General features: G+C 73.3%; 13 protein-coding genes. 6 read left to right on the forward strand and 7 right to left on the reverse strand.

What is annotated here, in order from left to right; translation table 11 throughout:
* Positions 1 to 847, reverse strand: an 847-nt coding sequence (locus ACSNOG_RS11975) for a DUF2510 domain-containing protein (RefSeq protein ID WP_436752586.1), incomplete at its 3' end; no start/stop codon positions are given.
* 340 nt (positions 848 to 1,187) lie between these two features.
* On the opposite strand from ACSNOG_RS11975, the gene ACSNOG_RS11980 reads away from it, so the two are divergent.
* The gene (locus ACSNOG_RS11980) at positions 1,188 to 1,598 is read left to right on the forward strand and encodes an SsgA family sporulation/cell division regulator (protein WP_436752587.1); all 411 of its coding nucleotides are present in this window, start codon (positions 1,188 to 1,190) and stop codon (positions 1,596 to 1,598) included.
* Positions 1,599 to 1,689: 91 nt separating this feature from the next.
* Here the strand turns inward: ACSNOG_RS11980 and ACSNOG_RS11985 are convergent, their stop codons facing one another.
* Together ACSNOG_RS11985 and hppD are read right to left on the reverse strand one after the other, a co-directional pair.
* Positions 1,690 to 3,063 (reverse strand): FAD-binding oxidoreductase, encoded by a 1,374-nt coding sequence (locus ACSNOG_RS11985; RefSeq protein ID WP_436752588.1) that lies wholly within the window; start codon positions 3,061 to 3,063, stop codon positions 1,690 to 1,692.
* A gap of 54 nt (positions 3,064 to 3,117) precedes the next feature.
* Positions 3,118 to 4,260, reverse strand: a complete 1,143-nt coding sequence (gene hppD / locus ACSNOG_RS11990; RefSeq protein WP_436752589.1) for a 4-hydroxyphenylpyruvate dioxygenase — start codon at positions 4,258 to 4,260, stop codon at positions 3,118 to 3,120.
* A 121-nt stretch (positions 4,261 to 4,381) separates the two neighbouring features.
* Between hppD and ACSNOG_RS11995 the strand changes: the two genes are divergently transcribed.
* The 5 genes from ACSNOG_RS11995 (at position 4,382) to ACSNOG_RS12015 (ending at position 8,649) form a co-directional block, all read left to right on the forward strand.
* A complete protein-coding gene (locus ACSNOG_RS11995) occupies positions 4,382 to 4,864 on the forward strand; it encodes an Lrp/AsnC family transcriptional regulator (protein WP_436752590.1) in 483 nt (160 codons plus the stop codon).
* A 46-nt stretch (positions 4,865 to 4,910) separates the two neighbouring features.
* On the forward strand, positions 4,911 to 5,558 hold the full coding sequence (locus tag ACSNOG_RS12000; RefSeq protein WP_436752591.1) for an ABC transporter permease: 648 nt from the start codon (positions 4,911 to 4,913) through the stop codon (positions 5,556 to 5,558).
* The gene (locus tag ACSNOG_RS12005) at positions 5,551 to 6,819 is read left to right on the forward strand and encodes a betaine/proline/choline family ABC transporter ATP-binding protein (RefSeq protein WP_436752592.1); all 1,269 of its coding nucleotides are present in this window, start codon (positions 5,551 to 5,553) and stop codon (positions 6,817 to 6,819) included. Before ACSNOG_RS12000 ends, ACSNOG_RS12005 begins: the two co-directional genes overlap by 8 nt.
* A gap of 98 nt (positions 6,820 to 6,917) precedes the next feature.
* On the forward strand, positions 6,918 to 7,673 hold the full coding sequence (locus tag ACSNOG_RS12010; RefSeq protein WP_436752618.1) for an ABC transporter permease: 756 nt from the start codon (positions 6,918 to 6,920) through the stop codon (positions 7,671 to 7,673).
* A 1-nt stretch (position 7,674) separates the two neighbouring features.
* The gene (locus tag ACSNOG_RS12015; protein WP_436752593.1) at positions 7,675 to 8,649 is read left to right on the forward strand and encodes a glycine betaine ABC transporter substrate-binding protein; all 975 of its coding nucleotides are present in this window, start codon (positions 7,675 to 7,677) and stop codon (positions 8,647 to 8,649) included.
* A gap of 12 nt (positions 8,650 to 8,661) precedes the next feature.
* Here ACSNOG_RS12015 and ACSNOG_RS12020 read toward each other — a convergent pair whose 3' ends face one another.
* The 4 genes from ACSNOG_RS12020 to ACSNOG_RS12035 all read right to left on the reverse strand — a co-directional run bounded on the left by ACSNOG_RS12020 (position 8,662) and on the right by ACSNOG_RS12035 (position 13,872).
* Positions 8,662 to 9,471 carry a YlbL family protein gene (locus tag ACSNOG_RS12020; protein WP_436752594.1) on the reverse strand — a complete coding sequence of 270 codons (810 nt, stop codon included), beginning with the start codon at positions 9,469 to 9,471 and terminating at the stop codon, positions 8,662 to 8,664.
* A gap of 92 nt (positions 9,472 to 9,563) precedes the next feature.
* Positions 9,564 to 10,205: an IclR family transcriptional regulator gene (locus tag ACSNOG_RS12025; protein ID WP_436752595.1), complete on the reverse strand. Its 642-nt coding sequence runs from the start codon at positions 10,203 to 10,205 to the stop codon at positions 9,564 to 9,566.
* 343 nt (positions 10,206 to 10,548) lie between these two features.
* Positions 10,549 to 12,336 carry a DEAD/DEAH box helicase gene (locus ACSNOG_RS12030; RefSeq protein WP_436752596.1) on the reverse strand — a complete coding sequence of 596 codons (1,788 nt, stop codon included), beginning with the start codon at positions 12,334 to 12,336 and terminating at the stop codon, positions 10,549 to 10,551.
* Positions 12,337 to 12,405: 69 nt separating this feature from the next.
* Positions 12,406 to 13,872 (reverse strand): MFS transporter, encoded by a 1,467-nt coding sequence (locus ACSNOG_RS12035; RefSeq protein ID WP_436752597.1) that lies wholly within the window; start codon positions 13,870 to 13,872, stop codon positions 12,406 to 12,408.
* Positions 13,873 to 13,885 lie beyond the last annotated feature (13 nt).

Here is a 13,885-nt window from a genome sequence, read left to right on the forward strand (position 1 = left end):
CACCGGAGCGCGCGGGGGCGGGCAGCGCGGGCGACGGGGCGACGGCCGGCAGCGCCTGGCGCTCCGGTGAGGACTGCGCCGGCTTCGGCGCCGACCGCTGCGCCGCGGGCCGGGACTGCGGACCCGAGGGCGCCTGCTGCGGTTCGGCCCGGGGCCCCGCCTCATCGGCGCGGGCGTCCGGCCAGCCCGGCGAGGCCGGCGCCGGGACGGGCTTGTTCGGCGCGCGCAGCTGCATGGTGCCGCCCGGGCGGACGGCGGGGGCGCTCTCCTCGGGGACGGGGGTCTCCTCGGCGCGGGAGGACTCGGCGCGACGCGATTCCGTGCGGGACGATTCCGCCCGAGGGGATTCCGCGCGGGACGGCTCGGCGCGGGACGGCTCGGCAGGCGTGCGGGACGCGGCGACGCGCGGGTCACGGGCCGCGGGGAGGGCGGCGCCGGATCCGGCCCCGTCCCCCCAGGAGACGCGCCGGTCCTGCTCCCCGCCGAAGCCCTCCTGCCGGGCCGGCTCCGCCCGCCAGGCGGAGGCCGGCTCCCCGGCGCGGGCGTCGCGCAGGGCGGGCTCCTCGTCGAGGAACATGGGGCCCGTCTCGTCCGGCCGCGGCTCCTGGCGGGCGGGATCGGGGCGGCGCGGGGTCGGCGGCACGGGCGCGGCGAGCGCGGGCGCCGCGGGCTGGGCGTAGGCGGCGGGCGGTGCGGGCATCGGCTCGCCCTCGGCAGGCGCGGGCCGGCTCGTGCCGGGCACCCAGGCGGTGCCGCTCCAGTAGCGGATGTAGCCAGGAATGGACGGGTCCGGGTAGAAGCCCTGGACGGGGCTGCTGTCGGCGGATCCTGAGGAAGGGGCGCTCATGGTCTCCGATGTCCCGTATCTGCTCGGCCGTACTGCGGTGTCGGTGCTCGGTGGGGCGGCGACGACAAGCAGTCTGCCGCACACGAGCGACGTGGGGCGCGCTGCTCCCGTACCTCATGACCTCTATGCACAAAAGGCAACCGGGGGCGCAGAACACAGGTCTACCAGACGGCTCTCCACTCTGCGGCCGTCCCGCGGGCGGGACCACTCACACGTGCGACCGGCGCACCGGTTCAGCGAAGTCGCGTAATGGTGTGGGGGTCGATGCGCTCTCAGTCGGTGCGGGTCCGTTCGCGAGGGGCCACGGACCGACAGGAGCACAGCAGAGAGGGCGCACTTCATGCACACCGTGGTGGAAAGAGAGCTGGAGATCGACCTGGTGCTGTCGCCCGAGCGCAGCATCCCCGTGCCGTCGCGGCTGAGCTACCGCACGGCCGACCCGTACGCGGTGCACATCGCCTTCCACGTCACCTCGGAGGCCCCGGTGCACTGGACGTTCGCGCGGGAGCTGCTGGTGGAGGGGGTGTTCCGGCCGTGCGGCAGCGGGGACGTACGGGTGTGGCCGACGCGGACGGACGGGCGCAACGTGGTGTGCATGGCGCTGTCCTCGCCGGACGGGGCGGCGCTGCTGGAGGCCCCGGAGCCGGCGGTGTCGGCGTGGCTGGAGCGGACGCTGCGGGTGGTGGCGCCGGGGTCGGAGCGGGAGCGGCTGGGGCTGGACGCGGCGTTGCGGGACATTCTGGACGCGTGATGCCGGTGCGGCGGTCGCGCTCCGGCGCGCGCCGCGCCGTGCCGTGCCGACGGTCCCGCTGAAGGCCCGGCGCCCTGCCCGGGCGGTCCCGCTAAAGGTCCAGCACCTTGCCCGGGTTGAGGAGGCCGTGGGGGTCGAGGACCGCTTTGATGCCGCGCTGGATCTCCAGGCCCACCGGGCCCAGCTCCCTCGCCAGCCACTCCTTCTTCAGGACGCCCACGCCGTGCTCGCCCGTGATCGTGCCGCCCAGCTCCAGGCCGAGGGCCATGATCGCGTCGAAGGACTCGCGGGCGCGGCGCGCCTCGTCGGCGTCGGCGGGGTCGAAGCAGACGACGGGGTGGGTGTTGCCGTCGCCCGCGTGGGCGCAGACGCCGATGGTCAGCCCGTACTTGCGGGCGATCGCGGCGGTTCCTTCGAGCATGTCGGCGAGGCGGGAGCGCGGCACGCACACGTCGTCGATCATGGTGGCGGGGCGCAGGGTCTCCAGGGCGGTGAGGGCGATCCGGCGGGCCTGCAGGAGCAGCTCGGACTCGGCGGCGTCCTCGGCGGGGACGACCTGGGAGGCTCCGGCGGCCGTGCACAGCTCGGCGACGGCGGCGAGGTCCGCGGCGGGGTCGGGGGTGTCGAAGGCGGCGAGCAGGAGGGCCTCGGTGCTCTCGGGGAGGCCCATGCGCGCCATGGCGTTGACGGCGCGGATCGTGGTGCCGTCCATGAGCTCCAGCAGCGAGGGGGCGTGGCCGCGGGCCATGATCTGCCGGACGGCCTCCCCGGCCGCGGCGACGCCGGGGAACTCGGCGGCCAGCGCGAGCTGTTGGGGCGGGGCCGGGCGCAGGGCCAGGACGGCCCGCACGACGACGCCGAGGCTGCCCTCGGAGCCGACGAACAGGCGGGTGAGGTCGTAGCCCGCGACGCCCTTGGCGGTGCGGCGGCCCGTCGTCAGCAGCCGCCCGTCGGCCAGGACGACGTCGAGGCCGAGGACGTATTCGGCGGTGACGCCGTACTTCACGCAGCACAGGCCGCCGGAGGCGGTGCCGATGTTGCCTCCGATGGTGCACTGCTCCCAGCTGGAGGGGTCGGGCGGGTAGAACAGGCCCGCTTCGGCGACGGCGCGCGAGAGGGCGGCGTTGACGACGCCCGGTTCGACGACGGCGACGCGGTCGACGGGGTCGATCTCCAGGATGCGGTCCATCTTGACGAGGGACAGCACGATGCAGCCGTCGCTCGCGTTGGCCGCGCCGGACAGGCCGGTGCGGGCGCCTTGCGGGACGACGGGGACCCGCAAGGCGGTCGCGGTGCGCATGACGTGCCGGACCTGCTCGACGGTGCGGGGCAGCACGACGACCGCCGGCCGGCCCGCGGCGCAGAAGCTCGCCATGTCGTGGGCGTAGGAGGCGGTGACGTCGGGGTCGGTGAGGATCGCTTCGGCGGGGAGTCCTTCGCGCAGGTGCTCGATCAGATCGGCCATACGATCTCTCTCCCCGCCGCCACGGAATTCAAGCCCGCCCGGCGGCCGGGGCCGTCAGAGGTTGCCCCGCTTCTCCTGCTCCCGCTCGATGGCCTCGAAGAGCGCCTTGAAGTTGCCCTTGCCGAAGCCCATCGAGCCGTGCCGCTCGATCATCTCGAAGAAGACCGTCGGGCGGTCCTGCACCGGCTTGGTGAAGATCTGCAGCAGGTAGCCGTCCTCGTCGCGGTCCGCGAGGATCTTCAGCTCGCGCAGGGTGTCGACCGGCACACGGGTCTCGCCGACCCACTCGCCGAGGGTGTCGTAGTACGAGTCGGGGGTGTCGAGGAACTGCACGCCCGCGGCCCGCATGGCGCGCACGGTGGCGACGATGTCGTTCGTGGCGAGGGCGATGTGCTGGACGCCGGGGCCGTTGTAGAACTCGAGGTACTCGTCGATCTGCGACTTCTTCTTGGCGATGGCCGGCTCGTTGAGCGGGAACTTCACCTTGCGGGTGCCGTCCGCGACGACCTTCGACATGAGCGCGGAGTACTCGGTGGCGATGTCGTCGCCCACGAACTCCTTCATGTTCGTGAAGTGCATGACGTTGTTGTAGAACGCCACCCACTCGTCCATCTTGCCGAGCTCGACGTTGCCGACGCAGTGGTCGATGGCCTGGAAACGGCGGTCGCCGGGCTCGACGAGGGGCTTGGCCGCGACGTAGCCGGGCAGGTACGGGCCGGTGTAGCCGGAGCGCTCGACGAGGGTGTGGCGGGTCTCGCCGTAGGTGGCGATGGCGGCGAGGACGACCTTGCCGTGCTCGTCCTCGACCTCGTACGGGGCCTCCAGGCCGGTGGCGCCGTGCTCGACGGCGTAGGCGTAGGCGGCGCGCGCGTCCGGCACCTCGATGGCGAGGTCGACGACGCCGTCGCCGTGCTCGGCGACGTGGGCGGCCAGCGCGCGGCCGCGGTCGGTCGCGGCCTTGATGACCGTGGTGAGGACGAAGCGGGCGCCGCCCGACTCCAGTACGTAGGAGGCGCTCTCGCGGCTGCCGTTCTCGGGCCCGCGGTAGGCGACGAGCTTCATGCCGAAGGCGGTGGAGTAGTAGTGGGCGGCCTGCTTGGCGTTGCCGACGGCGAAGACCACCGCGTCCATCCCCTTGACCGGGAACGGGTCGGCCTGCCGTGCGGTGTGCGGGGTGTGATCCGTGGTCTGAGTCATGGCCGCAGGGTCCCGCCGATCCACAAGGTGCGCAATAGTTTGCGTATTCACTGGGCATATTGCAGAGCAGATCGTGGGTAACACCGGGCGTTCTGTACATGCTGACCACTGGGAGGACCGCATGGCGATCGATCGTTTGGACGGCCGGCTGATCGAGCTGCTCGCCGAGGAGCCGCGGATCGGCGTGCTGGAGGCCTCGCGCCGGCTGGGCGTGGCGCGCGGCACCGTCCAGGCGCGGCTGGACCGGCTGCAGGCGCAGGGCGTCATCCGCGGCTTCGGCCCGGACGTGGACCCGGCGGCGCTGGGCTATCCGGTGACGGCCTTCGCGACGCTGGAGATCAAGCAGGGGCAGGGCGGCGACGTCCGGGCGCACCTCGCGACCGTCCCCGAGGTGCTGGAGCTGCACACCACGACCGGGCGCGGCGACATGCTCTGCCGCCTGGTCGCACGCTCGAACGCCGACCTCCAGCGTGTGATCGACCGGGTTGTGGGTTTTGATGGCATCGTGCGGGCCTCCACGGCGATCGTCATGGAGAACGCCGTGCCGCTGCGGATCATCCCGCTGGTGCAGCAGGCGTCGCAGGGGGCCCCGCACCTGCCCTGAGGTGAGGAACCTGAGGTGAGGAGCCTGAGGTGAGGAAGGCGAGCGGGTGAGCTTCTGGGAGTACCTGTCCGGCCGCCGCGCCCAGCTGCTGGCGGACGGCTGCCAGCACGCCGGCGCCGTCTTCCAGTGCATGGTCGTCGCCACCGTCGCCGGCGTGCTCATCGGCGTGCTCACCTACCGCAGCGCGTGGGCGGGCGACCTCGCGGTGACCACGACGGCGACCCTGCTCACCATCCCCTCGCTGGCCCTGCTCGGCCTGCTCATCCCGCTCACCGGCCTGGGCGTGGCGCCGACGGTCACGGCGCTCGTCCTCTACGGGCTGCTGCCGATCGTCCGCAACGCGGTGGTGGGGCTGCGGGGCGTGGACCCCTCGCTCGTGGACGCCGCGAAGGGCATCGGGATGTCCCGCGCGGCCCGGCTCCTGCGCATCGAGCTGCCGCTCGCGTGGCCGCCCATCCTCACCGGGATCCGGGTGGCCACGCAGATGCTGATGGGCATCGCCGCGGTCGCCGCGTACGCCTCCGGGCCCGGGCTGGGCAACGAGATCTTCCGCGGCGTCTCCTCGCTGGGCAGCGCCAACGCCCTCAACCAGGTGCTCGCCGGGACGCTCGGGATCATCGTGCTCGCCCTGCTCTTCGACGCGGCGTACGTGCTGCTCGGACTGCTGACGATCCCCCGGGGGATCCGTGCCTGAGGCGGGCGGCGCGGCCGCGCCCGCGGCGCGGACCTCCGGTGCCACCATCCGGCTGGAGAACGTCACCAAGCGCTACCCCGGCAACCCCGCCCCCGCCGTGGACTGCGTGAACATGGACATCAAGGCCGGGGAGCTGGTGGTCTTCGTGGGCCCCTCCGGCTGCGGCAAGACCACCACCATGAAGATGATCAACCGGCTGATCGAGCCGACGTCGGGGCGGATCCGCATCGACGGCGAGGACGTCACCGGCATCGACCCGGTGCGCCTGCGCCGCAAGATCGGTTACGCCATCCAGGCCTCCGGGCTGTTCCCCCACATGACCGTCGCGCAGAACATCGCGCTCGTCCCGCGCATGACCGGCTGGCCGAAGCGGCGGATCGCCGAGCGGGTGGAGGAGATGCTCGACCTGGTGGGGCTCGACCCCGGCGAGTTCCAGGGCCGCTATCCGCGCCAGCTCTCCGGCGGGCAGCAGCAGCGCGTCGGCGTGGCCCGCGCCCTGGCCGCCGATCCGCCGGTGCTGCTGATGGACGAACCCTTCGGCGCGGTCGACCCGATCACCCGCGACCACCTGCAGGACGAGCTGATCCGGCTGCAGCACGAGCTGCACAAGACGATCGTCTTCGTCACCCACGACTTCGACGAGGCCATCAAGCTCGGCGACCGGATCGCGGTGCTCCGCGAGCGCTCGCACATCGCCCAGTTCGACACCCCCGAGGCCATCCTCACCCACCCCGCCGACGACTTCGTCTCCGGCTTCGTGGGGGCGGGCGCGGCGCTCAAACGGCTCAACCTCACGCGCGTGCGGGACGTGGGCGTCGTCGACTTCCCCACCGCCACCGTCGACGACCCCCTCCCGACGATCTTCGAGCGGCTGCGCCGCGGCGCCGCCGGCGAGGTGCTGCTGCTGGACCGGCACCACCGCCCGTACAAATGGCTGCGCCGCGGCGACCTGATGCGCGCCCAGGGCTCCCTCGCCCGCGCCGGCACCCTCGTCCAGGACACCGTCACCCGCGACGCGACGCTGCGGGACGCCCTGGAGGCCGTCCTCATCGACAACGCGGGCCGGGTGGCCGTCACCGGGCGGCGCGGCCGCTACGAGGGCGTCGTCGACATGGAGACCCTCATGAACTCCGTGCACGACATGCTGGAGGAGGACCGGCTCGACGCCGTCGAACACCAGCACCTGCTGGAGGAGCAGCGCGCCCAGCAGGTGCTGGAGGAACAGGAGGGCACGACGGACGCGCCGGAGGAGCTGGCGTGAGGGCGCGGCCCGAGGTCGCGGAGGCGGTCGGCGTACGGCCGGACGCCGCGGACACCGGCGCCCTTACGGGCGGGGACGGCCCGCCGGAGCCTCCCCCGGTGCGAACCGCGCGCCCCGCCCGGCGCGTCACCCGGCGGAAGCTGCTCCTGCGGCCCTGCTTCCTGGTCGTCCTGCTGCTGGCCACCTGGCTGTGGCTGCGCGGGGCCGGGCTGGACTCCGTCGCCCGCAACTCCCTCGCCGACGGCAACGTCTGGCTGCGCCTGCGCCAGCACGTCGCCCTCACCGTCGTCTCCACCTTCTTCGTCCTCGTCATCGCCATTCCGCTGGGCATCCTGCTCACCCGGCGGCGGCTGCGCCCCGCCGCGCCCCCGGTCATCGCCGTCGCCAACGTCGGCCAGGCCACCCCGGCGATCGGGCTGCTGGCCCTGCTGGTGATCTGGCTGGGCATCGGCATGCAGGCCGCGCTCGTCGGCATGGTCGTCTACGCGGTGCTGCCCGTCCTGGCCAACACCATTGCCGGGCTGCGCGCCATCGACCCGACCCTGGTGGAGGCCGCGCGCGGCATCGGCATGTCCGCCACCGGGGTGCTGCGCCGCGTCGAACTGCCGCTGGCCGTACCGCTGATCCTCGCGGGCGTGCGGACCGCGCTCGTCCTCAACGTGGGCACGGCGACGCTCGCCTACTTCGGCGGGGGCGGCGGGCTCGGCGACCTGATCGCCTCGGGCATCACCAACCAGCGGATGCCGGTGCTCGTCCTGGGGTCGGTGCTGACCGTGGCGCTCGCGCTGCTCGTGGACTGGCTGGCGTCCCTGGCCGAGCTGCTGCTGCGGCCGCGCGGCCTGGAGGCGTCCTGAGATGGCGGTCCGTACCGCCGTGCCGGCGCTCGCCCTCGTCCTCCTCGCCGTCCTCACCGGCGGCTGCGGGCTGACCAGCGGCTCCCCCATGGCCGACGGCGTCCGCCCCGGTTCGGTCGGCCGGGGGCTGCCGCTCAAGGGCGCCGACCTGACGGTGACGTCCAAGAGCTTCAGCGAGAACATCGTGCTCGGGCACATCATGGGACTGGCCTTCAAGGCCGCCGGCGCGAACGTGCTGGACCGCACCAACATCCAGGGCTCGATCGGGGCCCGCGAGGCGGTCCGCTCCGGGGGCGCGGACGCGATGTACGAGTACACGGGCACCGCCTGGATCACCTACCTCGGCCACGACCGGCCGGTCCCCGACCCGGCGCGGCAGTGGCGGGCCGTCCGCGACGCCGACGCCCGCAACGGCCTCACCTGGCTCGCCCCCGCGGCCCTGGACAACACCTACGCGCTCGCGATGAACCGGGCCGACGCGCGCAAGTACGGCACCCGCACCCTCTCGGACGTGGCCGCGCTCTCGCGGCGGAACCCGCGGGCGGTGACGCTGTGCGTGGAGAGCGAGTTCGCCGCGCGCGACGACGGGCTGCAGGGCATGGCGAAGGCCTACGGGATGAACGTGCCCGCCTCCCGCGTCCAGAAGATGGACGGCGGCATCATCTACACCCAGGTCGCCGGGGGCGGCTCCTGCACCTTCGGCGAGGTCTTCACCACCGACGGCCGCATCGCGGCGATGGACCTCGTCGTCATGGACGACGACGAGGACTTCTTCCCCAGCTACAACGCCGCGCCGGAGATCAACAGCGCCACGCTGCGCGAACATCCGGCGATCAAGGACGTGCTGGACCCGATCACGGCCAGGCTCGGCGACGACGTGGCGCGGGAGCTCAACGCCCGCGTGGACGTGGAGGGGCAGGACCCGCACGAGGTCGCGAAGGAGTGGCTGCTGAAGGAGGGCTTCATCAGCAGGTAGGGACGGGCTTCATCAGCAGGCAGGGACGTCGTCCTCGTCGCCCGAGCGGAGCGCGCGCAGCGAGGTGACCGCGTCCTGCAGCTTGCGCACCGGGACCAGCCGCAGCCCCTTGGGCAGGTTGGCCTTCGCCGCCGAGCACTCGGCCTTCGGGACGAGGAAGACCGTCGCGCCGTCGCGCCGGGCGGCCTGCGTCTTCAGCGGCACGCCGCCGACCTCGCCGACCGTCCCGTCGGCGTCGATCGTGCCCGTGCCCGCGATCGTCCTCCCGCCGGTGAGGTCGCCGCCGCGGCCGTCGCCGTCGACCTTGTCGATGATCCCGAGGGTGAACAGCAGCCCCGCGCTCGGGCCGCCGACGTCGGCCAGGCTGAGGTCGACCTTCAGCTCGTCCGGCGAGCGGTGCAGATAGCGCAGGGCGGCGTCCGTGGCGGCGTCCTGCGACTTCTTCATCTCCGCCTTGTTGTGTGCGTCGACCTCCGCGTCGGAGTCGCCCACGGGGTAGACGGCGTCGTGCGGCATCACGGCGCGGTCCGTACGGGACCAGCCGCTGATCACATCGCCCAGGTCCACGTCGACGCGCGGGCCCGTCACCACGATCGTCGTCATGCGCAGCTGGCCGGTGGTCCTGCGGGCCTCGGCGCCCTTGACCTCGATGACCTGTCTGCCGTCGTGCGTGCCGAGCACGTCCACCGTCGAGCCGGGCTGCGCGACCGAGAACGGCAGCGGCACGAAGGCCGCCGAGGCGAGCAGGGCGACGACGGGCACGGCACAGACGGCGAGGGTCCGGGCGCGGCGGGACCGGGCGGGCGTGGTCGGAGCGGGCATGCAGCGAATCTAGTTCACGCACGTCCCATCCGTGACATGCGCCCTCGCCGGGCGAGGCGCGGCGAGGGCGGGCGGCACAGGGGCCGGGGGCGTCACCTCAGGGCGTCGGCGACCTCCTTCGCCGCTTCCACCACGCGGGGCCCCACGCGCTCGGGGATCGAGTCGGTGAGCATCACCACCCCCACGCTGCCCTCGATCCCCAGCACGCCGAGCAGCGGGGCCGCCGCGCCGCTCGCGCCGGCCTCCAGCTCGCCGTGCGTGAGGGCGTAGCCCGGGCCGTCGCTCTCGCCGCGGCGGGCGGCGAGTATGGCGCGGCCCGCGGCCCCCCGGTCCAGGGGATGGCGGAAGCCCGCACGGTAGGCCACGTGGTAGTCCGTCCACGTCGGCTCGACGACGGCGACCGCGAGCGCCTCGGTGCCGTCGACGAGCGTGAGGTGGGCGGTGGCCCCGATGTCCTCCGCCAGGGAGCGCAGGGCGGGCAGGGCCGCCTCGCGCACCAGCGGGTGCACCTGGCGGCCGAGCCTGAGCACTCCGAGGCCCACCCGGGCCCGGCCGCCGATGTCGCGGCGGACGAGCGCGTGCTGCTCCAGCGTGGCGAGCAGGCGGTAGACCACGGTGCGGTTGACCCCGAGCCGGGTGGACAGCTCGGTGACGGTCAGGCCGTGGTCGGTGTCGGCGAGCAGTTTGAGGACGCGCAGTCCTCTGTCGAGCGTCTGCGAGGTCTCCGCGGTCACGACGCCCCTCCTCCGATGTATGGCGGCCCTCTCGGGTGGGGTGCGCCGCCGTCCCGTCCGGCAGCGCGCGAGGAGAGGCCGCCGGCGGCTTGTCGCTTCTTGCAGCTCTTCTGTACCGGCTGCGCTCCGCGGCGGCGCTGCCACGGGGCGTGTGCGTGACCGGCACCGTAGCGCCGCCGGTCCGCTCAGCGGAAGAGTCTGCCCGCGATCCGGTCAGGGCAGGGCCGAATTACGGATATCGGGGCCGGCGTCCCATCATGCGGACGCCGGCCCCGATGTCCAGGAGGCGGAGAAAGAGCCCTACGAGGCGAGGAGAGGGCCCTACGAGGCGGGGAAAGGGGCCCTACTTCATGCGCGTGGCCCACTCGCGCACCTTGCGGATGCGCTCGTTGAGCTGGCCGGCCGTCGCCTCGGCGCTCGGCGGGCCGCCGCACACGCGGCGGAGTTCGGTGTGGATGACGCCGTGGGGCTTGCCGCTCTGGTGGACGTAGGCGCCCACCAGGGTGTTCAGCTGCTTGCGCAGCTCCAGGAGCTCCTTGTGGGTGACCACCGGGCGGCGCTCCGCGGGCAGTTCGAGGAGGTCCGCCTCCGCGTCCGGGCGCTTGCGGCTGTGGGCGATCTGGCGCGCCTGCCGCTTCTGCAGCAGCAGCTGCACCTGCTCGGGCTCCAGGAGGCCGGGGATGCCGAGGTAGTCCTGCTCCTCCTCGCTGCCCGCGTGCGCCTGCATGCCGAACTCGGCGTTGTTGTAGAGCACCCGGTCGAAGACCGCGTCGGACTCCAGTGCCTCGAAGGAGAGTTGGTCGTCGCTGCCGGTGTCCTCGTCCTGCTGGCGCTCCGCCTCGGCGAGCTCCTTCTCGGACTCGGCGTACGGGTCCTCCTCGCCCTCCTTCTTGGGCTTGTCGAGGACGTGGTCGCGCTCGACCTCCATCTCGTTGGCGAAGGTCAGCAGGTTGGGCACGGTCGGCAGGAAGACGGACGCGGTCTCGCCGCGCCGGCGCGAGCGCACGAAGCGGCCGACGGCCTGCGCGAAGAACAGCGGTGTGGAGATCGTGGTGGCGTAGACGCCCACGGCGAGGCGGGGCACGTCCACGCCCTCGGACACCATGCGGACGGCGACCATCCAGCGGTCGTCGCCGTGCGAGAAGTCGTCGATGCGCTGGGAGGCGCCGCTGTCGTCGGACAGCACGAGGGTGGCGCCCTCGCCGGTGATCTCGCGGATCAGCTTGGCGTAGGCGCGGGCGGACTCCTGGTCGGAGGCGATCACGAGGGCGCCCGCGTCCGGGATGGACTTGCGCACCTCGGTCAGGCGGCGGTCGGCGGCCCGCAGCACGTTCGGCATCCACTCGCCGCGCGGGTCGAGCGCCGTGCGCCACGCCTGGGAGACGGCGTCCTTGGTCATCGGCTCGCCGAGGCGCGCCTCGATCTCGTCGCCCGCCTTGGTGCGCCAGCGCATGTTGCCGCTGTAGGAGAGGAAGATCACCGGGCGGACGACGCCGTCGGCGAGGGCGTTGCCATATCCGTACGTGTAGTCGGCGGCGGAGCGGCGGATGCCGTCGTTGCCCTCCTCGTACGTGACGAACGGAATGGGGTTGGTGTCGGAGCGGAAGGGCGTGCCGGTCAGGGCGAGCCGGCGCGTGGCGGGCTCGAAGGCCTCCTGGCACGCCTCGCCCCAGGACTTGGAGTCGCCCGCGTGGTGGATCTCGTCGAGGATGACGAGGGTCTTGCGCTGCTCGCTGCGGTTGCGGTGCAGCATGGGGCGCACGCCCACGCCGGCGTAGGTCACGGCGACGCCGTGGTACTCGCGGCCGAGGGGGCCCGCGCTGTACTCCGGATCGAGCTTGATGCCTATCCGGGCAGCCGCTTCCGCCCACTGCTTCTTCAGGTGCTCGGTCGGGGCGACGACGGTCACCTGCTGGACGACGTGGTGGTGCAGCAGCCAGGAGGCGAGGGTGAGGGCGAAGGTCGTCTTTCCGGCGCCGGGGGTGGCGACGGCGAGGAAGTCGCGGGGCTGCTCCTGGATGTACTTCTCCATCGCGCCCTGCTGCCAGGCGCGGAGCTTGTTCGCGGTACCCCAGGGCGCCCGGCCGGGGAAGGCAGGGGAAAGGTGGTGGTTGGTGGTGGTGGTAGTCACGGTCTCCGTCGGCTGGTCGGCGGTCGGCAACCGCGTCAGCCTACCTGCGCCACGGTTCACGCTCCGGGGTTACGCCCCGGGGTCACCCGAGGGTGGGACCGACGTCACACGGCGGCCGGGAGCGTCGCGCGGGGCGAGCCGGGTGGTGACGTAGGCGCCCACCAGCGCGAACGCCGAGGCGGCCGCGAAGACCGCCGCGAAGGCGTGCGCGGGGGCCGCCGCGCCGGCCGTCGCCGCGGTCGCCGAGCCGCCGCCGAAGGAGACGAAGAGCACTCCGGCCAGGCCGACCAGGACGATGCTGCCGAGTGCGTCCGCCGTCTGCAGCGAGGCCGCGTTGGTGCCCTCCTCCCCCGGCCGGGACAGCTTCAGCAGCAGCACCGCGCCGCTGGAGATCGTCAGCCCCATGCCGTAGCCGCCGATCACCCAGGACGCGCCCGCCACCCACACCGGCACGCCGTGCACCAGCACCGCCGACATCAGGGCGACGGCGAGCGCCACCAGCACCATGCCGAGGCCCATCAGCCGCTCGCGGTACGGCTCGGCCCGGCGGCGGCTCTGGGTGTACGAACCGAGCGCCCACGTCAGGCCGCCGCCGGTGAGCGAGAGCCCGGCGAGCGTCGCGGACAGGCCGCGCTCGGTGACGAGCATCAGCGGGATGAACGTCTCGGCCGCCAGGAACGAGCCCTGCGCGATGCCGCGCAGCAGCACGACCGCGGGCAGCCCGCGGGCCGCGCGGAAGGTGCCGCGCGGCAGCAGGCGCCGTACGCACGGCACCAGCAGGGCGAGCCCGGCAGCGGCCGGCACGGCGGCCAGTGGCCGGAGGTCCTGTCCCGCGTACTGCAGCAGCCCCGCGCCGGCCGCGACCGCCAGCGCCAGCAGGATGCGGCGGCGGTCCGGCGTCCCCGGCGCGACCGCCGGCGGCAGGGCGCGCAGCGCCGGGAGCATCACGGCCAGGGGCAGCAGGATCAGCACGGGGATCGCCAGGAACACCCAGCGCCAGCCGATCTGCTCCGTGACCGTGCCGGCCACCAGCGGCCCGACGATCACCGGCACCACCCAGGCCGCGGAGAACGAGGCCATGACGGAGGCGCGCAGCCGCTCCGGATAGGCGCGGCCGACCACCACGTACAGCGCGACGATCACCAGGCCGCCGCCGATGCCCTGCACCCCGCGCCCGGCCACGAACATCCACATGCTCTGCGCCGTGCCGGCGATCACCAGGCCGGTGCCGAAGGCCGCGATGCCCGTGAAGAGGGGGGTGAGCGGCCCGGAGCGGTCGCACCACTCCCCCGACAGGGTCATCGCGAACAGGCTCGCCGTGAAGAAGGCGGAGAAGGCGAAGGCGTAGAGCCCGATGCCGTCGAGGGCGCGGGCGGCGACCGGCATCGCGGTGTTGACCGCGCTCGACTCGAAGGCGATGAGCGAGACGACGGAGATGATCCCGAGGGTCAGCGCACGGTGGCTGCGACCCAGGATGCCCTCGCCCCGGTCGCCGGCGGCGGTGGCCCGAGGGGCCACGGATTCGGCTGCGGTCATATTGAATGAGCGT

The organism is Streptomyces sp. URMC 124 (assembly GCF_051386455.1).
Lineage (GTDB): Bacteria > Actinomycetota > Actinomycetes > Streptomycetales > Streptomycetaceae > Streptomyces.